Below are 19,779 nucleotides of genomic sequence, written 5' to 3'. Positions count from 1 at the left end.
GTTAGATACCACAACACCTTTACCTAACTATTTTGATACACAACTCCACCTTTGAAAATGAACGATATAGGTAAAGCAGTATATGACTGGACATGTGAATATAACAAAAAATGTAGTGGTAGTTCAAATGGTTGAGTCCATTGATAAGTTGTATGTCCACTATTGTCTTCATCCAACCGTGCTAGGACCTCCAGCTTTTATTCTTTGAATGGAACATGGTTCAACTCTAGCTATTGATTTTACTTCTATCACATATACCTCAATTGATTTTGGAGGTTAAATTAAATTACCAATAGTTCGGTTTCTACAAAATACTAAATTGATGAATAGACTTGTCTCTATGTTATCGATATTTTTCTGGCGCCGATGCTTATAAGGCCGATGCTTATCAATTCAATAAATACAACTCTCTTCAGTATTAGAGGAAAGCTGAGAAAAAATAATCACTATTACTAGCTATGAAGGAGGAGCTTATGAAGAAACGCGTGACCTAGAATTCCGACTTATTACCTGTCAAAACGCCATTCTATTCATATACTGTGGGAAAATGTAATTATGTAAATTACAACCATCAAGTTAGAATATCTAACTGTAGTAACTATTTACTCAATAGCCTCAACCCGTGCTATCTAGCTTTTTATTAACGGGCATTCGTTACTCATATAGGGTAACAGTTACTGTACTACGAATTGTAGAATAGTCAATACATATGATCATTATTAATATAAAAGAATAATTGGTACAATAGAATCGTATGTAAACTAAACTAAACATCTAGTTGTAAAGAAAGGTTTAGGGAAGGAAACATCAATCTTTGGCCTAAAGAGAAATACAACCGCAACTAATGATCTGGTGAGTTTTGCATATTTCCCTAATTCTATAATTAATGGTTGTATATTAAATTTTATATCCAATATTATATCTTTAACAAAGTGAATTAGGCCCAGTACGTTAAAAATTATATACTTGTAATCATGGTAATATTTTGCTTGATTAATTAAGTTATTAGATTAAGAATTATTTTAACACGTTGATACCTTGTATATGTAAACCAATTATGCTTCCATCGATACTGTGTTAATCGAATCGATGTACCCATTTTCTCATGTCAATGTCGTGATAATTTGGTAATCTCCTTATTTAAGGAACAATATATTCTTCATCTTTTAGCAGAAAGATCTTAGTATTGGTATGCAGTTCAATACGCTTATTTTGTATTATGCTATATAACTTGTTTTTTCATCATCAGAAATCAACATGAGATTGGCGTAACTCATAACCATGGTTCATGAGAAAAATGGTAGCTAAAGTTGTGACATCTAAACGAACACTGTTAGTTTACGGAAGTACAGACCAGCCCTCACTCATATAATGGTTATGATAAATACAAAGGTAATCACAGTTCATATTGTTGATGTAATCGATTATACTAACTATAGGTTTCAGGATTGTCATAGAGATATCTTTCATGAAATTGTTTTGATCAAGTAAAATTAACACCAGTTAAATTTCGTCCTACTAGTAAGCAAAATTTTCTAATCTAGTCATTTGGTTTTTGTGTATCTTTGAAACCAGTTTCAGATTTATTATTGGATTAAGAAAGATCAATTAGCAGTTATCAGGATGACAGCCCAGCACAATAAAATAGAAATTCAGAATATATTTATTAGTTTATTCATAGAAATAGCCCGGCCCAGATTCGAACTGGGGTCAAAGGCTCCAAAGGCCTCTATGCTTGGCCACTACACTCGGCACTTGTAATACTACCGGGCTTCCGGGCATTTTTATATTGTAAGTACGGACGTTATTAATTTTACGAATCTATTTTTTATCAATTGTAGATACATAACTTACGAGTTTTTCAATTGGATCTTCCATTTTATTTAAAATCCTTGCAGCACGGTTTTGTATTAAAATGCATTCTCGCTCGTCGTCTAAGAATGATTTCAATAATTTATCAATTTGTACTGGACTAGAAGCTTGAACAACTAATCCAATTTTTCTTAAATAGTCATCAATATAGAACTGAATTGGGGCTATAGAAATAGTTGGTTTGCCTAGTAGTGCAGACTCTGCAGTCATTGTGCCCCCTGCACCGACAAAAATATCAATATTATTTAGTAATTTAACTCCATCAACAACTTGTCTCAATACAACGGCTTTATTTCTGAATCTTTTGGACATTTCTGCAATTTGATCTGGATATCTACATAGAATAATGATGGCATTATTATCAGCAAAATTATTTACAATAAAATCTACTAAATCTAATGGTCGTATTCGCAAATTCTTGTTAGATATATAGGCAGCCTTTGATTCTTCAAGTCTTATCAGGATAGTTTTTCGCGAGTGATCTATCTTTAACTCTTTCAAGAATTCAAAATCTTTATCTACTCGAGGTCGTTTCCTACCGTGCAGTCGGAAGGTAATTTCATCAATGTCTCGGCTCAACCATGCAACAGGATCTAAGCCCTTATACCGAATGATTTGCTTAGATGATATGCCATATTTTTTCCAAGCAGAAATAGGTATGACATATGGAGAAAATAACGTCGTTAATAAAGGAATAGTTAATCTTGCAACAGCTTCAGCATGTGGTGAATCATTGAAACCAATGTGATTTATTCCCAAACCAAAAGAAACTCTCGAAGCTTCAGGAGATGAAAAACTGATCACCAAATTAGGTGAAAATTTTGAAATTATTTTAGTCAGTTCCATAATTCGCTTTGAACTTTGAAAGAGTTTATCAAAAAGATCTGATCCTCCATGGTTACCAATCATCAAAAGATTCAACCCCATTAATCGTGATAATTCATTGGCTTCTCTATAATTTCGTGATGTACATAAGACCTCATGACCCTGTTTTTGTAATATGTTAATCGCAGGTTTAAAAAACATTATTTGTTTGGGAGTCAGAATGTCAAACCAAATCTTCACAATTAGAATTATTCTTTAATATTAAAAAATTCTTTCGCTTTTAATGTCGTTAATTAGTCGAAATTGCAATAAAAATCAATAAATCCAAAACTAAATAAAGAAATCTAAAATTAAGATATTTGGGGCGTAGAGAATTTCAGACAAAATAGCTAAACCAAATGACACCATTGGTGAAGAACCTAAAAAATTATCAAATTATACATATCTTAATAATGGAAAGAATATTGAAAATCTGGATATAGAAAAGAGTGATCCGAAGGACAAACTTATTGTGATTTATGGGTTGAGCACTGAGGGTTATGAAATTGCAAAAAAGATACTCCGCAAACAATCAAAGGTAATTATTATTGATGAAAATTCTAGGTTGGGAATTATTCTCACTTCTGAAATTGTAAAAGAATACCCGCATATTAACTTCTTAAATGAGGAGGAGCTACTGCTAAATTTAGAACCTTTCGACAAAGCAATTAGTAATGCTCCAATAGTCTTTTTTGCACCTAGAATAAGAAAAGTCAATCAAGATGTAAAGAATGAAATAATTTTAAAATTTAAAGAGATAATTACCTATTTAATGAAAAATACTGTGATTGTAATTAATGTTCCATTAGGTATTGGAGGAAATAATGAAATAATCACACTCATTGAACATCAATCAGGTTTAATGGTTGGAACAGATGTTACATATTATTATAATCCAATAAATTCAGACAAGACATCTGAAATAATATTAGGTTCCCATCAACAAAGAAATGAAAATTTATTTATAGATAGCATTTTTGATTTGATTAATGAGAACAATCGTATTCAAAATGATATCAAGTTAGCAAGTATAACATCTGCAGAATTAGTATATTCGATTAATATCATAAACAAGTATTCAAATTTAACGTGTATCAATGAAATTTCAAAATTAGGTAAATCAAAAGAAGATAAACAAGAAATCTTTTACAAAAATGTAGAATCAATATATTTTGATGAAATAGCAAATGGCTTGTTCGATCTAAGGATTATTGGTTTGTCTATATCCAGCTCCACAGCATTAAGCTATGTAGTAAATGGGACAATAAGGTCAATCGAAGGATTCATAAAAAATTTGGTTGACGAAACAAGAAGTCAACTAAAATCCAGAGAGATAAAGGCCAGTAGAACAAAGGTTACTATTTTTTGGACGATTGATAATCACGAAATAAGAGGAGACAAAACAATTATTCGAGAATTATTGGAATCAAAACTACGAGATTATATTGCAGAAGTAGAAATCGAAGACGTTGAAAGTTATATCCCCAATTCTACTAACAACATCATAATTGCCTGTTCAAGTGCAGATTATAAGAAAATAATTCACAGAATGGAGAAGAATATCAACCATCGTCATCCAAACTACAAGTTAATTGTAGTAGCTGCGAATTCTACTTTCAACACAATGGAATTGTAGTATCAGCATTATGCAGAAAATTTGGATATGAATAAAGCATTAATTGTGATCTGTATCATTTGTTCTCCATCCACGTTCAATGTTACTTCAGGCTTTGTGATATCATCTACATAAGAGGATCTAATCTAGAATATGAATTTGTCAGGAGTAAAAAAAATTGAAAATAAGGAAATACTAAACATCCCAATTAGTTTTTTTTACATCGTATTCCGACCTAGTATATTTTATCCTTGCCGGATGTCCCATTACCACTACATCTGGAGGTATATCTTTAGTTACAACAGAGGCCATTGCAATTACACTATTTTTACCTATTGTTACACCAGCTTTAATAATGGATCTACCTCCAATGATTGCTCCATCTTCAACTATCACCCCAATCATTCTTTTGCTCATAGGATAAGGATCATTGGTAAAGGTAGTTCCAGGACCTATGAAAACATTATTTCCAATTTCTGTAAGTGGAGGAATATAAACAGAACCTTCTATCCTACAGTTGTTTCCAATCTTAACATTGTAATCCACGTGGGTAAGTGAGCCGATCATAACATCATTACCTACAACGGTATTATCCCCAATATACGCAAAATGCCATATCTTAACATTTTTACCAATCGTTGCTTTAGGAGAAATGAAATTTATTATAGAACTTTCTTTTTTTTCAGACATTTCTAATTCAATTAGATTTCTATCGCAGTCCATTTATAATTAACTTAAAATACGAATTTACCTAACAGATGTGGAGCAGGAACTGAGTCAGTAAATCAAGCAGCCAAAATGAAAAAGATAAGAAGTACACCCATATCTACAAGGAAAATAATATTAGTTACGAACACATTATCTTCATCTGAGAACATTACAATTCAAGACATATTTCAGAATGTGCATATTGTTAGCAGATATGTGAGTATATTAGAAAGAAAGGTAAACAGGTGTCCCCGTGTTGCTCGAAATTAAAGCTGCCTCAGCTATTTTTGTTACGGCGGTCGCATCCTCAGGAGTTACAAGATACTTGGTAATATTACCAGATAAAGATTTAACAAAGTTTTCTAGTTCCAAGGTTAATGGCTCTCGGATATTCCTTCGTGGAATAAGTGTTTGGTTCTCATCATCTATTTTTATTTCTTGAGTAATAAAGTCTCCTGTGATGGTTCCTTCAGAACAAACAGCTGAAAATCTTCTAACTTTTTTTGGAGTAATCCAATTAGATACAATTATTGCTACTTTTTGATTGGGAAATCCTAACATTATTGTTGCAAAATCTTCAGAATTATGAAACTTCTTACCTGCACGAGCAAAAACGACATTTGGCTTACTATCAAAAATAAACAAAGCAGTATCAATATCATGAACCGAAGTATCATAGATTATACCTACGTCCTTTATATGCATAGGCATTCGATTTTCCCTATGAAATTCCATCATTAATAATTCCCCATAGGTATTGTCATCAATAATTTGCTTGAGATCCTGCACAGCAGGATTAAAACGCTCTATGTATCCAGAGGTTAAAATTACATTATTCTGTTTTGACAATTTTGTAAGTTCTTCGCACTCAATTGATGAGAAAGATAACGGTTTTTCTACAAAAACATTTATTCCACGTTTAATTATTTCTTGTGCAATCGGAAAGTGTGTTTTGGTCGGAGTACACACTAGACATGCATCAAGAGAAGTTTCCTTTTCAAGTAATTGTTCAACAGTTGAATAGCAATTGATCTTAAATTTTTTTGCCAGGGCTTGAGATCTATTCAAGTCTGAATCGCATATTGCAGATAATACACCCAAATCGTTTAATACACGTACGTGGTTCTTTCCCCAGCCACCAGTTCCAATTACCGCAATTTTAATTGACTTTTCATCCAATTGTTTCAACATCTCCTAAATTTACGCTATTTTTTCTTGAATGTAGAATTAATAACATTGAAGTTACCATACTGGAGTAACCCAAGTATTAAATTCGGGTATTTGAGATCCCACTATTTTTTGGTAGTAGTCAGAGATTTTTCTTGTAAATTCGCCAACTGTTCCGTTTCCAACTTTATGATTATCCACGCTTATTATTGGAGTAATTTCAGCTGCAGTACCTGTAACAAATATTTCATCGGCAATGTATAATTCTGTACGGGTAATGGATCGCTCGCATACATCATAACCAAGATGTCTCGCTATCGTGATAGCCGTATCCCTAGTTATTCCTTCAAGCACAGAATCTGATAATGATGGAGTATAAATCTTATTATTTCGAACTAGAAAAATATTTTCTCCTGGTGCTTCACTCACATTGCCATAATAATCGAGTAATATCGATTCATCATACCCATTTCTTTTGCACTCTTGAGTAGCTAATACTGAATTCATATAATTTCCTCCAGCTTTTGCCATCGGTGGAGTAGAGTTCTCATTTATTCGTCTCCATGAAGAGATGCATGTTCTTATCCCTGTTTCTGGAAAATATCTATCAAATGGGAAAGCAATAATGGCCAGATGAGAAGGGGAGCGCTTAGTAACATTAAGATCTATTCCGTGTAATCCAACAAATAATAAGGGCCTAATATAACAAGACTTTTTAATATTATTCTTCCTTAATAATTCAATAGTAGATGTACACATTTCAGAAAGCGCATAATTTGAATTGATAGAATAGACCTCTGCAGACTGAAGCAATCTTTGCATATGCTCTTTAAGTTTAAAAATAAACAGATTTTGATCATTTGAGTATCCCCTGATGCCCTCAAAGACTGACGTTCCGTAGTGTAACGCATGAGTCGTAATAGGAACGGTAACAGAATCCCATGATTTGAATTCACCGTCAAACCAAATAAAATCAGCATTCTTAGTATTCATAGATTTGCAAGTTTTTTACTTCTATAAAAGTGTTAAATCTACAGTAATCAACTTAAATAAACCCATTTTTTGGGAATTTCATACCCATAACACGTATAGTTTCATCTTTTGTAATGGAAAAATTTCTTATAGTTTCCCAATTGTCTTCTATCACTTGGCCGACTTTAGGGGAAACGTATTCGTGCCATTTCAAATCATTGTTATTTGATCCCTCATCCGGGTTTAGGTTTTCTGTGGATAAAACCGATTTATATAAAAGATTTTTTACATTCGTCGACGAGACAACTTGTCGATTAGCTTTAACGGGATTAAAACCAAAGAGGGATAACAGAACCCGTTCGGCTCTATCTCCAGTGTAGGTTATAAAAGAATTTTCTTGAATATTTAGAATTATCTTATTTTTTAATCTTTTAAATGCAGGAGATACAAACGGTGGAAAATATTGTATGTATGGAGAAAGAAAGGCATAATCTCCAAGAACATGAATATTTTTGTGACAATTAAAGGATTCTAATATCATTTGTTTTCTAATTTCGTAGGAAAATGGGAAACTACGTGTATTTACTTCTATCCCATCTTTCAAAAACCTTACCGGATAAATATAAACACTATAATTCTGTAAAAGATTCCGAATAATTGACTCATGCGAAACAGTCAAAGGATTAATATGTGCTAAAAATATCGCTGCAATTTTTTTTTCCATAGCACAAAGGGAGAAAAATTAAACTAAAGGTATTTAAGAATTTCTTTTTATCTGAATTTCTATTGTTGAAACATTTCTTGTTCTGCCGTCCTCAGCTTGAACGGTTTCAGATCCTATGAGGATATCACCAACAGCATAGCCAGCATTTTCCATTCTCTTTAGTATTATCTGTGATACATCCACAGCTCTGCCAATGCTTAAACCACGGGCTTTAATAGTTACAGAAGGTTGATTCGCCAATTGAATAAGTGTTGAAGTTACATAAGCCATCAATGGTTTTTTACCGATGTATATTGCATCTCTTGTAGGGCTATTTTCTTTGTTTTGTTGATTGGGTTGTGAGTGTACTTCTGACATCAATATAAGTAATTTGAGGGGATAATTTAAATCTAAGATTTTTTAGTAATAGAGAATAATCTCCTATTAAAACGTTATGAAGACTCATCAATAAATTCTTTTATTTTCAAATTAAGTTTGTCATTAGCGATCTTTAATCTATTAGAACGGTCCTCAAGAATTACCTCATATTCATTCATTTTTGTAGTTATGTATGATATCATCTCTTTTTGTTCATTTTTATTAGGAGAACCTTTGGTAGTACGATATTCTATTGAATTTTCCGGAGTCATACTTTGGATTATACTTTTAATCTTTTCTATAGTTAGATCACGATTTGAATAGTCAATCAGTCCTAATGCCTTAGATATATCACTTGGTTTTAATAGATTCAGCGGGATATTTCCATTCTTTACCGCATAATCTACTAAAGTACCGATTAATTTGTGAGACTCCCTAAACGATATTCCCCCTTTTTTGATAAGTTGTTCTGCAATATCTAGTGATATAGCGTAGCTTTTGGATGAATCTGCATACATTTTGTTTTTATTCACACTCATTGTAGATATCACACCGGCCATAATAGATAGAGACCCTTCGAGTATTGAAGTAATTTTCCATAACAAAGGTTTTATCTCCTGTAAATCTCTGCTATATCCTGATGGCAGTCCTTTCATAATTGTAGAAATTGCTACCAAAATCCCTTGTATAACGCCAGTCTTTCCACGAATAAGTTCCAGAGGATCAGGATTCTTTTTTTGTGGCATTACAGAAGAGGATGAACTAAATCGATCATCCAAGAAAACAAAAGCGAATTCAGATGTAGACCAAACAATAAGATCCTCTGCTATCTTACATAGGTTTAACATACAAGTAAGAGAGGCAGAAGCGAATTCTATCAACGAATCTCGTGAACTTGTCGCATCTATGCTATTATAGACAATATCTGAAAAACCTAACATGGAGGACACTCTTTCACGATTTATGTTCATACTACTTCCCCCGATAGCACAAGCCCCCAGTGGAGAACAATTGATCCTTTTATATGATTCTGAATACCTTTCGAAGTCTCGGGTCAAAGAAAAGCAATACGATAGTAAATAATGAGAAAAAACACCCAATTGAGCCTGTTGCATATGAGTGTACATAGGCATTATGGAATCAACATTACGGTTTGCCTGTAATAATAATGATTTTATTAACAATATTATATTAGCACTAATTCGATTTAGATCATCCCGAAGTTTCATTCTAATGTCTAATATCACTTGGTCATTTCTCGACCTTGCTGTATGCATTTTCCCACCCGAATTGATATCGGTAATCCTTATAATAGCAGATTCTATCAGTTCATGGATGTCTTCAGAAGCGCTATCACCATATCTGTTTAATGAATCGGAATGGGTCAATAAGTGATTCATACCTTTTAAAATAGTAACCAGTTCTTTTTTAGCCAGGATACCAACTTCATATAACATTATTACGTGAGCCTGACTCCCCAAGATATCGTAATAAAATAAGTCAGCATCGTCGGCTATTGAGGACAAAAATGATAGAGCTTTATTATCCAAATTTCCGCTGGGCCTAGACCTATACATTCAAAAATTTTAATTTAATCGGATATTTTAACATAATAAAATTGATTAGGCGAAAAATATTTGGATTTATTAAATAATTAATAAATAGGCAAGATGACAATATATGTTAATCATGTCTCAAGATTTACAACTAACTAGACGTCTAATATTTGATGAACTTACAAAAATAGTTGACCCGGAAATAGGAGTTTCAATAATGGAGTTAGAATTAATAGACAAAGTAGACATCGATAAAGGAAAAGTTGATGTCGATTTACATCTTACTAGTCCATTCTGTCCAGCAGTATTTGGATTTAAAATAGCACAAGATGTAAGAGACAATATTTTTAAAGTTGAAGGCATCAACGATGTAAAAGTAAATGTAAGCAATCACTTCATGGCAGAAGCGATAAACAAGCAGGTAAATGAGAGTAAAAAACCTTCAGATAAACCAGATGAGAAAAAGAGTGAAAAATAGCCTGTCACCAGGTAATTAATGAATTTTTACTATTCCTCTTTCGACCTTAGTGTCGCGATTTTTTTATCATTTTTTGTAATTCCGATCAGATGACCCTTAAGAAGCTGAATCCCTAAGGCCGGGTCAACCCCCTTAGGGCACACATTACTGCAAGAACCCGCAAAATGGCATCTCCAAATTCCGTGTCTATCATCAATTATGTCAAGTCTAGTTGAATCGCCAGAATCTCTATTATCGGCCATATATCGATAAGCCTGAGACAAAGCCTGAGGTCCTGGAAACTTTGTATCCGTTGCTACTGTAGGACATGCAGAATAACATAAACCACATTTAATACAATACGAGAATTGCAAATACTTGTCTACATCTTCTGGAGTCTGTTTAAATTCAACCAAGTCATCTTTATCTACAACTTCAATAGGCACCTTTTCATTGTGTATGTACGGTTCCATCTTTTTGTGATGAGCGAAGAATTCCGTAAAATCTGTGACCAAATCTCTTATCCTTGGGAAACTAGGGAGTGGATCACAAACTATTGTTTGGTCATTTAGTTCAGATATTTTTGTATAACATGCTAATCGGGGCTTGCCATTTATTTTCATGCCGCATGAACCACAAGAAGCCATTCTGCATGAATATCTAATTCCTAAGCTACTGTCAGAATAAGATTTGGCATCTAACAATGCATCCAAAACGGTAGTCCATCGTTTAACGGACACATCGAATTCGTCATAATGTGGAGACTCTTCTTTGTTATAATTAGTTCTATATACCTTTAATTTTATTTTATTAGTTTCGTCACTCATATTTATCTGCACATGTTTTTTATTTCATATTCAAGATTAACATTCAGAATTAGTGTAGAAGATGACCAAGGTATTATATTTTCTTGATACATATTATAATTGACTCCCAATAATAATTGTTCTAGTACCATATGCTACAACCCCAATCATTGCGGCTAGCACCAATATAGTTATTGTGGATTCCCACCATTGATTTTGTTTTAGTTCTATTAAAATAATTCTCAAGCCATTAAATCCATGAATGGAGATAAAAACAAGTATTAATTCCAACAGTATGACATAGTACATATTATGATAATTAGCTACTACGTTATGAAATTCTAAACTTTGGCCAAATGGCATAATGAGTCTAAATAATATGTGAATTGCTACAAAGAATACGGCACATATCCCCGTCAAATAATGAATTTTCATTATTTGACTTTCGCGTAATTTTAATAGCGGCATTAGATTCTAAGCTCCATAAAATAATTCAAGCTGCTATAGGTGTTTGTCATGTCCAACCCTAGCTCATATCTCCAAACATAACCATACCACCATACAACATGGCAATAGCAGCTAATAACATGGCAACCCATATGCCAGATTTTTGCTTATAATTCAAAGAAGTTGCATAATATGGATAATCCGGTCGTCCTGGTTTACCTATGCCTATTCCAGACTCGGTAAAAATAAGACGTAATCCATTAACTGTATGAAATGTGCTTGCACCTATGACCAATAATAGAAATATGTGGCCTCCGGTTGTTTGAGTCAACTCTAGCATACTATTCCAAGCATTAATCCCATTTACTAATGAGCTAGTTTCATATATGTGCCCTATAAAGTAGATTAATAAACCGACTCCGGTTAAACGTTGCAGCCAATAAGATACTCTTTCCCAACCATATCTAGTAGGGTTCAACCAGCCCATTAATCCTTCACGTCCAGATTTGAGCTTAATATCGCCACCTGTACTAGAATTATTCCCACTATTAGGTTTTATATCCAATTAGTATTTTCTCTCCACTGGTGCATATCTTGTAAATACGACCGGATGCCATGCCATCTTAGGTTCCCCGTCACTATTATAATACGCAAGAGTATGTTTTAAAAAGTTATTATCATCGCGGTTGGGATAATCTATTCGTGCATGAGCTCCTCTAGATTCGCGTCTATTTATTGCACCTATCAATACTATTTCGGCAACCCGCATCATGGAATCTATTTCCATCACATTAATGAAATTTGTATTGTATTCTTTTGCTTGATCATCAACGTGTTTCCAACTCAACGATTTAAGACTACGAATTCTTTTTAAGCCCTCTATGAGATCATTTTCATTTCTGTAAACATAAGATCTTTCATCCATAGTGTCAGTCAGATTCTTTCTAATTTCATAAGGATTAGCATCACCACGACCTCTAAATATCCCATCATAGATTCTCTTTTCTTCCATCAAAAATTGATGATTATCCGTACTTGGAATACTAGTCTTTTTACTTAACGCGTGATTGGCAGCCAATTCTCCAGTAATGGCACCCCATACTAGACATTCAGAAGTAGAATTTGCCCCCAATCGATTTGCTCCATGAGTACTATTACACGAAGCCTCACCAGCTACCCACAATCCATTAAATTCAGTAGCACCATCTACATTAGAATGGATGCCACCCATCATGTAATGACACACAGGTCTCACTTCAATAGGTTCATCAATTACGTCTATCCCAGAAAATTTAATTCCAATTTCTCTGATTCCTGCAAGTTTTTCTTTAATTCTTTCTGCACCCAGGTGAGTTAGATCCAATTTAAGACAATCAGCACCTGTAACATGTTTAAATCCTCTCCCTGCCTGGATTTCAGTTATCATAGAACGAGACACCACGTCCCTTGGAGCAAGTTCTAATTTTTCGCCTGCATAATTTTTCATGAATCGTTCGCCTTCAGAATTAATTAAATATCCACCCTCTCCCCGCGCACCTTCGGTAATCAAAATTCCAGATGGCAAAATACCCGTAGGATGGAATTGAACAAATTCCATATCCTTTAAAGCCATACCAGCACGGTATGCCATATCTAAACCATCTGGGGTAGAAGAATAAGCATATGTAGAGAAGCTATAGATTCTGCCTGCTCCCCCAGTACAAATTATGCCTGATGGGGCAATCACCTTAACAAAATTGCCATTTTTCATCTCTATGCAAGTAAATCCCTGAAAGGTATTCCCTTCATGAAGGATGGAGGTACAGAACCATTCATTAAAGAAAAAAATATTATCATATTTAAGACATGTATCATAGAGCGTTTGCATCTCGTAAAATCCCACTTTATCCTGGGCATAGGTAGCCCTCGGAAAAGAATAGCCACCAAACTTCCGTTGATCGATTCTTCCATTATCCCGTCTTGACCATGGCATTCCCCATCTATCTAGTTGTATTATTTCTGATGGAATCCAATTTACAAGTCTTTCTGCAACGTCTTGGTCTGCTAAAAAATCACTACCTTTAATAGTATCATATATATGCGATTCTATGTTATCACCTTCGTTTTCATATAGTACGGCAGCTGTGCCCCCTTCAGCAGATACAGAATGAGAACGCATGACCTGAACTTTTGACAGAACAGCAATTTTTAGATTCTTGTTTTTCGAGGCGGCAGTAATAGCAGCCCTAAGTCCTGCCAGGCCGGATCCTACTATAAGTATATCATAAGAAAGAGTTTCCGTCAAATACTTTATCTCATGATATCTAAATCAAGTCAATAATAAATTCTTTCTAATAATTAATCACAAGTTTACATAGTATATGTTATTTATTATCAATTTTTAATATGATTGTATAAATAGAAAATTTAAGAATAAAACTCGTAATTATATTGATAGATTTCATTTGTTAGGATTTGGTTTTTTGGAGTAGACTATCCAATCCCTTTTCGCCTACTGCACCAACTGCTCTATCTACCGCATTACCACCTACAAACATTACAAATGTGGGTATTGCATATACTTCCAGACGCATTGCTATTGATTGATTGTCATCTACGTTTAATCTACCGAATTTGACTTTATCCGTGTATTTTTTGGAAAGTTTATCAAATATTGGAAGCATAAATTGGCATGGGCCACACCATGTTGCCCAAAAATCAACCAAGACGATCTTGTTATCAGATATAAAGCGTTCAAAATTATTTTCCGATAATTCTGTTATAGTATTAGAAGAAGAAGCAGATCCTGATTCGTTAGTCATTTTTACGGATAATCTATATTAATAATTGATATATAAGACTTTACGATTACATGAATTAGTACATTAATGAAAAATTCATGACATTTCGAAGGAAAGCGTATCCGTCTAAGAACTAGGCATAAGTAAACCGCATTCAATTGTACAATATATTCTATCTGCTAATGAATCTTAGAATTGCAAGAACAGATATAACGCATATTAAATGAAGGGCTATAAATCTACTATATATTCAATTATGGTTTCATTTGTATCTTTATAATCGAGTATTTTCATTTCATGATAGGTTATTCCCTTAATTTCCACTTTAAGTTCATGTTTACTAAGATCTACAAGTTCACCCTCACCATAGCCAGTAAGATTGTATTTATCAGAAGATTTATCAAAGGTAATTTCAATTTTAAACTTTGAAAAAATCACTTTATCAATGAGCATCATCAACAAGATTTTATCAAGCCAATCAAACAACAGATTCTCTAACTCGTCACCCTCTGCAAAAATAGGAATCCGCTGCTTTTTCTCTATATTTTCTATATCATACATGATGTTAACCAAGCCCATTGCCGAATATTCAAAAGCTTCATTCATGGTTTGACCTCTGATACGTAAGTATGCGTCCGTCATATGGTCAAGATATTCAACACTGTCAAGAAACATGCAGTCTTTTTAAACTGATAGATATTATAATGAACCGGAAAATCTAAATTTAAAAATATTGACAGTCTAAACAACAATGAAATTTCTACTGCCGAGAGGGATGAGAGATCTAGAGCCTGACGAGTATAAGGACATCAATGTGATCAGAAATGCATTCATAGACTCTGCAAGAATTTTTAATTTTATGTTAATGGAACCATCTCCATTAGAATTATTATCTACCCTCGAGACAAAGTCAGGTCCTTCCATAGCTAAGGAGATCTACAATTTTGTAGACAAAGGGAATAGAAATATTGCTCTTAGATTTGATTTAACCATAGGATTAACAAGATACTTTGTATCCCGAAGAGATCTGAAGATTCCCACAAAAATGGCCTCATTTGGTGGAGTTTGGAGATATGATGAGCCACAAGCAGGAAGATACAGATTTTTCCATCAATGGGACATTGAAATATACGGACCTTCATCAATAGAATCGGATACTGAAATAATTGAATTTACCTCAATTTTTCTACAAAAACTCGGATTGAGAAATATACTTATCGATATTAGCAGTAGAAATTTAATTGAAGAATATATCAAAAATATTCTCAAGGTATCAAATGATGAAGAAATATTTGAGATATTCAGGGCAATTGACAAAATACCAAAGAAGGGAAAAGCCAATGTGTTAAAAGAATATAGTGAAAGAATCGATAGTAAAGTCTTAGAAAAAGTGATTAATTTTGCAGAGAAAAAAGGTAGTTTCAAGGAATTAGATGATGCTATGAATTTGCTCGAACTGAAGAACTGGGAAGAAATAGGAAAAATCAACACGTCATTATCAAATAAAGGAATAAACAACATTCGAATTAATTTGGGCATCGTAAGAGGTTTGGACTATTATTCAGGGTTAGTTTTTGAAGCAATAGACACAGGAAATAACCTAGGATCCCTTGTTGGAGGTGGTCGATACAACAAACTTACCGATGCTTTTGGAAGAAAAGAAGTTGGAGCCATCGGGGCAGCTGGTGGGGTTGAGCGTATTGTTTTGGCAATGAAACAACAGGGAAAATTCAAGAAAGATAAACACAGTGAGTTTGAAGATTTGAATTATATAGTATATGACTCTATCGAAATATTTGGCTATATAGAACAATTATCCTCGTATTTAAGGAGAAACAATTTTCCAGTTGACTACGACTTGTCAAGAAGATCATTTTCAAAACAAATTGCAGAAGCAGAAAATAAGAAGAGTAAAAAAATCATAATTGTAAGTAAAGAGGATTTAGAAAAAAATGGCAAACTAACATTAAGAGATGCATTTCATAAGACAGATAAGAAGATAAACATAACTAAGGATTTTGATGAATTAGTTCAAGAGTTAGTCGACAAATAGATCGAGATAAATTTAGAGTTTGATAGATTTTACACTTTTCATTTTAATAAAACCACTTGGAGTTTTGGCATACACTTTTCTCAATACCAAATCTGGCGGATCATAGCTTATATATAAATCACCTTCGTTTAGTTCTTGAACATTATAATTAATTTCAATTGTTTCTTCAGGTATCCCATGTTCTTTTAATCTTAGTTTGGCTTTTTCGATTAATTCGGAATCAGAAGTATTAGGAGCAAAGAAAACTTTTCCTATTAAATTGAATTCATTCATAGGTTTTATATTATTTACAAATTTAACACTATATAAATATCAGATGACAATAAAAACGAATTTACTATATGTATCCAAAAGCAGGATCTGATTTTCTTCTTAGGCTAACAATATGATCCAAAATTACTTTCTCTTCGTCATCTAATTTATTATTAAAACGATTTAATAGTAATTTAGCTTGCCTACTATCCAGGTATGTATAAAAAACATCACCTTCGTTAATTTGCCTACCTATCTGAGGTCCATTAACTGATACAGCCACTTGCATTCCCCTAGTAGCTTCTTCAATTGATTTACCCTTATCCTGGATCTGATGTATTACTCCTATTTTTTTTCCATCAGGATTCATTATTGACATTTTTTGTTTCATTTTACCTATGGTAATTTCCGCACCAAACACAGCAGGATCACTTCTTCTAAAAACATAGCCTTTCATAAATTCAAATTTACAAATTGGAAATATTTCATTAAATAAGATAGAATCCTCATGATTCTTTTGATAAGATACCCAGTCAGTATAGCTACGCACAAGGTTATAAATAATCTTTTCATTAAAGATCTTGACATCCCTTTCAAATGACTCTTTTTCTGCATCTTCTAAAATTTTGACATTAAAGCCCAATATTATGCCCAGGTATCTGTCCTTTTCTTTAACTGCAGAGGCAGTCATCACATCTCTTCGACTTATCTGTCCGATGTCTGCGGACCGGATTGGGATGTTCTCTTTTTTTAGCATTTCCGAAATTGCCTCAATAGAACCGATAGTGTCACATCGAAGAATAATACCATTGGAGTCTGTATTAATAAGTGCAGATTTTACTTCTGATTCAACTAGATTTTTTATTTTTTCTTCGTCATCGGTAGGGGCAAGTCCATACAATGGACTGCCGGCTATTACACCATCTAATTCAGGGGAAGTTATTTTTAATCCCGCAGCAGAAATTACCATATCTACATGACGAAATTTATCCCGTGGATCACGCATTTCATCAAGTGGCTTTGGTAGAAGTAATGATTTAATCCTAGTCACGATAACAGAATTGCGTTTTGCGACCACTACTGAATCACCTTGTTTTATGATACCATCTAAAAGAATGACATTAGCAGAAGGTCCTAAACCAACTTCTTCATTTACTTCTAGAATAATTCCTTTAGCGGATCCTTCATGCCTTTCTAATTTTTTTATCATGAATTGTTGAGCCAATCCTACCAGGACTGTCAAAAGCTCAGGAATACCAACACCACTTGATGCACTAACTGGGACTAATGCAACCTCTTTCGTAAAATCCTTAACACGCCAAAAAGCCTCTGAATTGAATCCTAATTGTGAAAGAGAACCCAACACACTATATGTTTTATTATCAAGATCTACTTGAACTTCCTTAGGTTGAACTTTAATTTCTTCGGTAATGAAATTGGTAATCCCTTTTTTCCAGCCCGTAATACGATCGACTTTGTTTATCGCGACTACAAAAGGTACTTTCCTATTCTTTAAAATGTTTATACTTTCTATAGTCTGAGGTTCAAATCCTTTATTAACATCAACTACAACAATTGCTATATCTGCTGCTGATCCTCCCCTTAATCTTAAATTTGCAAAAACCTCATGCCCAGGTGTATCAATAACCAGTAATCCAGGAATAGCATGATCATGTGATAATAATTTCTTAAATAACGGACCTGTCAAACTCTGAATTATTTCTATTGGAAAAAAACTTGCACCGATATGTTGAGTAATACCGCCAGCTTCTCGCGATTGAACGAATGTTCCCCTCATCTTATCTAGTAACGAGGTTTTACCAGAGTCTACATGACCTAGAACTACTACTACAGGCTGACGTAGATGCACTTATAAAAATACTACTGATGACTCTTTTATGAAGCTTTCATGCGAATCGGAAGCATGAATAATATTATCAGTTATTCCCAGACCAAAATCGCCTCTTATTGTTCCTGGTGCAGCATCAAAAGATTTTGTAAGTCCAATCATTATCCTAACCGTGCTGACAGCATTATTTCCTTCCAAAATACATGCAATGACGGTACCAGAGCAAACAAATGAAACTAGCTCTTTAAAAAAAGGTTTACTTTGATGAATTGAATAAAAATCTTGAGCTTTTTCATCTGTAAAATCATAGGTCTTTAGTTGTTTGATGTCAAATCCTTTTTCTTCAAAACGTTGAATAATTTTTCCAACCAATTTTCGTTTAAATGCATCAGGTTTAATAAGTATTAGAGTTTGCTCTACCCCCATTTCACTTTTGCTTCCTAATTCCACCTTTGATATATTTATCAGTCCATTTAAACAACCGTGGATCACGTTTCAAATCGCGAAGATTCTTTTTACATTTTGATGAACAAGTCCATTGGATCGATCCATCATTTTTGACTAACATTATCCCTTTACCTGTATCAACATGTCTTCCACAAAAAAAACAGTTTCGCAATGACGCAACATTCTTACTCATTATTTAACCACCTACAATAACTCCATATTTTAAGCATCACTTTATTTTTCTTGCCTCACGTTCTGTCTCTCTAAGCATTAAAATATCATTCATTCTAACTGGTCCCTTAACGTTTCGAGTCAGAATCCTGCCTTTGTCTTTTCCTTCAGATATCCTTACACGAACTTGAATTACTTCTCCAGCGATACCAGTTCTACCTACGATTTGAATTACTTCTGCAGGAATGACCTTTTCCTCAGTCTTGCTCATTTAATAAAATACACCTGTTTTACTCGGACTTGTTTTTTATGCTATCAATAGTATTTGTAATCTGGTCAAGAATTTGTTGAGATTCGCCAGGATCTATTATGGTTGCAGCAGCAGAACCAACATCAATTCCTAATGCACTACCCAAGTCTTTCTTACTAGGAACGAAAACATATTTAGATGAACGTTCATCGCACAAAATTGGCAAATGTGCTACAACCTCTGGTGGTTCAACATCTTCTGCAATAACGACCAATTTGCTGATTCCTCTTTCTATTGCTTTTGTAGTTTCATTTGTTCCTTTCCTAACCTTACCACTTTGTTTGGCAAGTCTTACTGCCTCATAAACGGCACTAACCAGATCTTTAGGTATCTCAAATTTTACATAATACGGTTTACTCATAATTTACAATC

At 33.7% G+C, this 19,779-nt stretch carries 23 protein-coding genes and 1 tRNA gene; 3 read left to right on the top strand and 21 right to left on the bottom strand.

All coding sequences use genetic code 11. The features are described 5' to 3' along the window. Positions 1 to 23: 23 nt before the first annotated feature. The 3 genes from AAGU22_RS00210 to AAGU22_RS00200 all read right to left on the bottom strand — a co-directional run bounded on the left by AAGU22_RS00210 (position 24) and on the right by AAGU22_RS00200 (position 2,937). Positions 24 to 176, bottom strand: a complete 153-nt coding sequence (locus AAGU22_RS00210) for a hypothetical protein (protein ID WP_458720239.1) — start codon at positions 174 to 176, stop codon at positions 24 to 26. 1,508 nt (positions 177 to 1,684) lie between these two features. After that, positions 1,685 to 1,773, bottom strand: a tRNA-Gln gene (locus tag AAGU22_RS00205). A 48-nt stretch (positions 1,774 to 1,821) separates the two neighbouring features. After that, positions 1,822 to 2,937, bottom strand: a complete 1,116-nt coding sequence (locus AAGU22_RS00200) for a DUF354 domain-containing protein (RefSeq protein ID WP_458720238.1) — start codon at positions 2,935 to 2,937, stop codon at positions 1,822 to 1,824. Between the two features lie 283 nt (positions 2,938 to 3,220). Between AAGU22_RS00200 and AAGU22_RS00195 the strand changes: the two genes are divergently transcribed. Further along, a complete protein-coding gene (locus tag AAGU22_RS00195; protein ID WP_458720237.1) occupies positions 3,221 to 4,372 on the top strand; it encodes a hypothetical protein in 1,152 nt (383 codons plus the stop codon). A 174-nt stretch (positions 4,373 to 4,546) separates the two neighbouring features. On the opposite strand, the gene AAGU22_RS00190 is transcribed toward AAGU22_RS00195, so the two are convergent. The 6 genes from AAGU22_RS00190 to argH all read right to left on the bottom strand — a co-directional run bounded on the left by AAGU22_RS00190 (position 4,547) and on the right by argH (position 9,856). Beyond that, positions 4,547 to 5,041 (bottom strand): acyltransferase, encoded by a 495-nt coding sequence (locus tag AAGU22_RS00190; RefSeq protein WP_458720236.1) that lies wholly within the window; start codon positions 5,039 to 5,041, stop codon positions 4,547 to 4,549. A gap of 243 nt (positions 5,042 to 5,284) precedes the next feature. Further along, entirely contained in the window at positions 5,285 to 6,238 is a 954-nt protein-coding gene (locus tag AAGU22_RS00185) for a Gfo/Idh/MocA family protein (RefSeq protein WP_458720235.1), read from the bottom strand. Between the two features lie 63 nt (positions 6,239 to 6,301). Continuing rightward, positions 6,302 to 7,219, bottom strand: a complete 918-nt coding sequence (locus AAGU22_RS00180; protein ID WP_458720234.1) for a branched-chain amino acid transaminase — start codon at positions 7,217 to 7,219, stop codon at positions 6,302 to 6,304. A gap of 52 nt (positions 7,220 to 7,271) precedes the next feature. Further along, positions 7,272 to 7,922 carry a hypothetical protein gene (locus AAGU22_RS00175; protein WP_458720233.1) on the bottom strand — a complete coding sequence of 217 codons (651 nt, stop codon included), beginning with the start codon at positions 7,920 to 7,922 and terminating at the stop codon, positions 7,272 to 7,274. A gap of 33 nt (positions 7,923 to 7,955) precedes the next feature. Continuing rightward, entirely contained in the window at positions 7,956 to 8,279 is a 324-nt protein-coding gene (locus tag AAGU22_RS00170) for an AlbA family DNA/RNA-binding protein (RefSeq protein WP_196817686.1), read from the bottom strand. Between the two features lie 74 nt (positions 8,280 to 8,353). After that, entirely contained in the window at positions 8,354 to 9,856 is a 1,503-nt protein-coding gene (argH, locus tag AAGU22_RS00165; RefSeq protein ID WP_458720232.1) for an argininosuccinate lyase, read from the bottom strand. 112 nt (positions 9,857 to 9,968) lie between these two features. On the opposite strand from argH, the gene AAGU22_RS00160 reads away from it, so the two are divergent. Continuing rightward, positions 9,969 to 10,313, top strand: coding sequence for a metal-sulfur cluster assembly factor (locus tag AAGU22_RS00160; RefSeq protein WP_458720231.1), 345 nt, complete (start codon positions 9,969 to 9,971; stop codon positions 10,311 to 10,313). 29 nt (positions 10,314 to 10,342) lie between these two features. Here the strand turns inward: AAGU22_RS00160 and AAGU22_RS00155 are convergent, their stop codons facing one another. From AAGU22_RS00155 to AAGU22_RS00130, 6 genes are all read right to left on the bottom strand, one after another. Continuing rightward, positions 10,343 to 11,119, bottom strand: coding sequence for a succinate dehydrogenase/fumarate reductase iron-sulfur subunit (locus tag AAGU22_RS00155; protein ID WP_458720230.1), 777 nt, complete (start codon positions 11,117 to 11,119; stop codon positions 10,343 to 10,345). 93 nt (positions 11,120 to 11,212) lie between these two features. Continuing rightward, positions 11,213 to 11,566, bottom strand: a complete 354-nt coding sequence (locus AAGU22_RS00150; RefSeq protein ID WP_196817682.1) for a succinate dehydrogenase/fumarate reductase transmembrane subunit — start codon at positions 11,564 to 11,566, stop codon at positions 11,213 to 11,215. Between the two features lie 58 nt (positions 11,567 to 11,624). Then, entirely contained in the window at positions 11,625 to 12,032 is a 408-nt protein-coding gene (locus AAGU22_RS00145; protein ID WP_458721711.1) for a succinate dehydrogenase/fumarate reductase transmembrane subunit, read from the bottom strand. Between the two features lie 78 nt (positions 12,033 to 12,110). Continuing rightward, entirely contained in the window at positions 12,111 to 13,829 is a 1,719-nt protein-coding gene (locus tag AAGU22_RS00140) for a succinate dehydrogenase/fumarate reductase flavoprotein subunit (RefSeq protein WP_458720229.1), read from the bottom strand. Positions 13,830 to 13,992: 163 nt separating this feature from the next. Further along, a complete protein-coding gene (gene trxA, locus AAGU22_RS00135) occupies positions 13,993 to 14,346 on the bottom strand; it encodes a thioredoxin (protein WP_458720228.1) in 354 nt (117 codons plus the stop codon). Positions 14,347 to 14,556: 210 nt separating this feature from the next. Next, complete coding sequence (locus AAGU22_RS00130; protein ID WP_458720227.1) at positions 14,557 to 15,000, bottom strand: archease; 444 nt, start codon at positions 14,998 to 15,000, stop codon at positions 14,557 to 14,559. Positions 15,001 to 15,100: 100 nt separating this feature from the next. Here AAGU22_RS00130 and hisS point away from each other — a divergent pair, with 100 nt between their 5' ends. Beyond that, complete coding sequence (gene hisS / locus AAGU22_RS00125; protein WP_458720226.1) at positions 15,101 to 16,378, top strand: histidine--tRNA ligase; 1,278 nt, start codon at positions 15,101 to 15,103, stop codon at positions 16,376 to 16,378. Between the two features lie 12 nt (positions 16,379 to 16,390). Here the strand turns inward: hisS and AAGU22_RS00120 are convergent, their stop codons facing one another. The 6 genes from AAGU22_RS00120 to rpl7ae form a co-directional block, all read right to left on the bottom strand. Beyond that, a complete protein-coding gene (locus tag AAGU22_RS00120; RefSeq protein WP_458720225.1) occupies positions 16,391 to 16,651 on the bottom strand; it encodes a hypothetical protein in 261 nt (86 codons plus the stop codon). Positions 16,652 to 16,715: 64 nt separating this feature from the next. Next, a complete protein-coding gene (infB, locus tag AAGU22_RS00115; RefSeq protein WP_458720224.1) occupies positions 16,716 to 18,500 on the bottom strand; it encodes a translation initiation factor IF-2 in 1,785 nt (594 codons plus the stop codon). Beyond that, positions 18,501 to 18,905: a nucleoside-diphosphate kinase gene (ndk, locus tag AAGU22_RS00110; RefSeq protein ID WP_458721710.1), complete on the bottom strand. Its 405-nt coding sequence runs from the start codon at positions 18,903 to 18,905 to the stop codon at positions 18,501 to 18,503. 1 nt (position 18,906) lies between these two features. Further along, the gene (locus AAGU22_RS00105) at positions 18,907 to 19,119 is read right to left on the bottom strand and encodes a 50S ribosomal protein L24e (protein WP_196817673.1); all 213 of its coding nucleotides are present in this window, start codon (positions 19,117 to 19,119) and stop codon (positions 18,907 to 18,909) included. A 36-nt stretch (positions 19,120 to 19,155) separates the two neighbouring features. Continuing rightward, a complete protein-coding gene (locus AAGU22_RS00100; RefSeq protein ID WP_134484477.1) occupies positions 19,156 to 19,368 on the bottom strand; it encodes a 30S ribosomal protein S28e in 213 nt (70 codons plus the stop codon). 19 nt (positions 19,369 to 19,387) lie between these two features. Next, complete coding sequence (gene rpl7ae, locus AAGU22_RS00095) at positions 19,388 to 19,768, bottom strand: 50S ribosomal protein L7Ae (RefSeq protein ID WP_458720223.1); 381 nt, start codon at positions 19,766 to 19,768, stop codon at positions 19,388 to 19,390. Positions 19,769 to 19,779 lie beyond the last annotated feature (11 nt).

Source organism: Candidatus Nitrosocosmicus sp. R (assembly GCF_054408505.1).
The sequence above is the reverse complement of the archived record's forward strand: the minus strand, read 5'-3'. Positions and strand labels throughout refer to the sequence as shown.

Bases quoted from the DNA above. Each gene is read 5' to 3' on its own strand.
- hisS (WP_458720226.1), top strand. From the start codon at position 15,101: ATGAGAGATCTAGAGCCTGACGAGTATAAGGACATCAATGTGATCAGA.
- AAGU22_RS00155 (WP_458720230.1), bottom strand. From the start codon at position 11,119: ATGAGTGACGAAACTAATAAAATAAAATTAAAGGTATATAGAACTAAT.
- AAGU22_RS00150 (WP_196817682.1), bottom strand. From the start codon at position 11,566: ATGCCGCTATTAAAATTACGCGAAAGTCAAATAATGAAAATTCATTAT.
- AAGU22_RS00160 (WP_458720231.1), top strand. From the start codon at position 9,969: ATGTCTCAAGATTTACAACTAACTAGACGTCTAATATTTGATGAACTT.
- ndk (WP_458721710.1), bottom strand. From the start codon at position 18,905: ATGGGGGTAGAGCAAACTCTAATACTTATTAAACCTGATGCATTTAAA.
- argH (WP_458720232.1), bottom strand. From the start codon at position 9,856: ATGTATAGGTCTAGGCCCAGCGGAAATTTGGATAATAAAGCTCTATCA.
- AAGU22_RS00100 (WP_134484477.1), bottom strand. From the start codon at position 19,368: ATGAGCAAGACTGAGGAAAAGGTCATTCCTGCAGAAGTAATTCAAATC.
- AAGU22_RS00130 (WP_458720227.1), bottom strand. From the start codon at position 15,000: ATGTTTCTTGACAGTGTTGAATATCTTGACCATATGACGGACGCATAC.
- AAGU22_RS00105 (WP_196817673.1), bottom strand. From the start codon at position 19,119: ATGAGTAAGAATGTTGCGTCATTGCGAAACTGTTTTTTTTGTGGAAGA.
- AAGU22_RS00170 (WP_196817686.1), bottom strand. From the start codon at position 8,279: ATGTCAGAAGTACACTCACAACCCAATCAACAAAACAAAGAAAATAGC.
- AAGU22_RS00175 (WP_458720233.1), bottom strand. From the start codon at position 7,922: ATGGAAAAAAAAATTGCAGCGATATTTTTAGCACATATTAATCCTTTG.
- AAGU22_RS00190 (WP_458720236.1), bottom strand. From the start codon at position 5,041: ATGTCTGAAAAAAAAGAAAGTTCTATAATAAATTTCATTTCTCCTAAA.
- AAGU22_RS00120 (WP_458720225.1), bottom strand. From the start codon at position 16,651: ATGAATGAATTCAATTTAATAGGAAAAGTTTTCTTTGCTCCTAATACT.
- trxA (WP_458720228.1), bottom strand. From the start codon at position 14,346: ATGACTAACGAATCAGGATCTGCTTCTTCTTCTAATACTATAACAGAA.
- rpl7ae (WP_458720223.1), bottom strand. From the start codon at position 19,768: ATGAGTAAACCGTATTATGTAAAATTTGAGATACCTAAAGATCTGGTT.
- AAGU22_RS00180 (WP_458720234.1), bottom strand. From the start codon at position 7,219: ATGAATACTAAGAATGCTGATTTTATTTGGTTTGACGGTGAATTCAAA.
- AAGU22_RS00145 (WP_458721711.1), bottom strand. From the start codon at position 12,032: ATGGGCTGGTTGAACCCTACTAGATATGGTTGGGAAAGAGTATCTTAT.